This is a genomic window from Planobispora longispora (genome assembly GCF_016863135.1).
Classification (GTDB): domain Bacteria; phylum Actinomycetota; class Actinomycetes; order Streptosporangiales; family Streptosporangiaceae; genus Planobispora; species Planobispora longispora.
In genome coordinates, this window is the sequence record NZ_BOOH01000092.1 from 1 (window position 1) to 1,997 (window position 1,997).

Annotated in this window: 1 protein-coding gene; it reads left to right on the forward strand. The window is 74.8% G+C overall.

What is annotated here, in order from left to right; all coding sequences use genetic code 11:
- Window positions 1-103: 103 nt before the first annotated feature.
- Window positions 104-1,997, forward strand: a 1,894-nt coding sequence (locus Plo01_RS39725) for an HAD-IC family P-type ATPase (protein WP_203895979.1), incomplete at its 3' end; no start/stop codon positions are given.

Genomic DNA, 1,997 nt, shown 5'->3' on the forward strand with positions numbered 1-1,997 from the left:
GGCGGATCGCGCCGTCCCCGTCGCGGGCCCGGTGACGAAAGTCCTTCCGGGAGGGGCCCTTCGGTTCGGGACCCGTCACCTTTGACGGTGATCTGCTGAGTTCATGGAAGAGGTTGACGTGCGCATTTGGCCGGGTCTGTCGCAGGAGGCCGCCGTGCGGCTGCTGGCCGAGCACGGGCCCAACGCGCTCCCACCGCCCCAGCCGCCGTCGCTGGCCGCCCGCGCGATGCGCCAGCTCGCCGATCCGCTGTCGGTCCTGCTGCTGATCGCCGGGTTGATCACCCTGGTGGTGCTGCGCGAGGTCCCCGAGGGCGCGGCCATCCTCGCCATTTTGGCGGTCAACGTCGTCATCGGGGTCAGCCAGGAAACCAAGGCCGATCAGGCGGTGCGCGCGCTGCGCACGCTCAGCGCGCCGATGGCCAAGGTCCGGCGGGAGGGCACCGTGCAGCGCATCCCGGCCGCCGGGGTCGTGCCCGGCGATGTCATCGAGCTGGCCGCCGGAGACCGGGTGCCCGCCGACGCCCGCATCCTGTCGGCCGGCTCGTTGGCCGTCGATGAGGCGATGCTCACCGGTGAGTCGCTGTCGGCCGACAAGCACCCCACCGCACCCGCTGCCGATTCCACTCCGCTGGGCGATCGCAAGGGGGAGCTGTTTTCCGGCACCCTGGTTGTGCGCGGCGCGGGGACCGCGCTGGTGGTGCGGACCGGCGCGGACACCGAGATGGGCCGGATCGCCGCCGCGCTGGAGGGCGGCGGCAAGAGTCCGCTGGAGCGGGATCTGGCCCAGGCCTCCCGGCGTATCGGCGTGCTGGCCCTGGCCGCGGGCGGCGTGATGGTGTCGATCGGCCTGAGTCGGGTCAGTCAGGGGCAGGCCGCGCTGGTGGACATCATCTTGGCCGGGGTGGCCCTGGCCATCGCCGCGGTTCCTGAGAGCATGGCCGCGGCGGTGACCACCGCCATGGCTCTGGGCTCGCAGCGTATGGCCAGGCTGGGTGTGATCGTCCGCAGGCTGTCGGCGATCGAGGCGCTGGGGGCGACCACCGTCATCGCCACCGACAAGACCGGCACGCTGACCACCGGTCGGCTGACCGTGGCCGGGCAGGTGATCGCCTCCGGCGCCGGTGGCGCGGGCTTGGCGGGTGCCGGTCGGGTGGCCGTGTTCGGGGTGGGGGCTGCGGATGCGCCGGATGCGCCGGATGCCGGTCGGGTGACCGCCTCCGGTGCCGCCTCCGCCTCCGGTGCCGGTGCCGGTGCCGGTGGCGGTGGCGGTGGCGCGGGCTTGGCGGGTGCCGATCGGGTGACCGCCTCCGGTGCGCGGCATGTGAACCGGCCGGAGGCTGAGTTGTGGCGCGCCGCGTTGCGCTGCAACGACGCTCGCGACGGGCTCGGCGATGCGGTGGATGTGGCGCTGCAGGTCGCCGCCGCCGCCCGCGGTGTGCAGCTTCCGCTGGGGGAGAGCCGTCTGGCCGAGCGTCCCTTCGACGCCGAGAGCCGGTCCATGACGGTGCTCACCGCCACCGCCGATGGGCCGCTGTTGACGGTCAAGGGCGCGCCCGAGGTCGTCCTGGCGCGTTGTGCGCCCGGTCCCGAGGTCGACCGGCTGGCTGCGGCCGTGCCCGAGCTGGCCCGCCGCGGCCTGCGGGTGCTCGCCCTGGCCACCTCCGGGAGGCCCGGTGGCACCGATCTTGCGGAGCTTCCGGAGCTCGACGCCGCCGGACTGACCCCGGCCGGGCTGGTCGCCCTCAGCGACGAGATCCGCCCCTCGGCCCGCAGCGCGGTCGCCGACTGCCGCGCCGCGGGCATCCGCGTGGTGATGGTCACCGGCGACCACGCCGACACCGCCCGCGCCGTCGCCGCCGAGGTCGGTATCCAGGCCGAGCCCGTCATCACCGGCGCCACCCTCGACGGCGCCACCCTCGACGGCGCCGCCCTCGACGGCGCCGCCCTCGACGGCGCCACCCTCGACGACGCCACCCTCGACGGCGCCGCCCTCGACA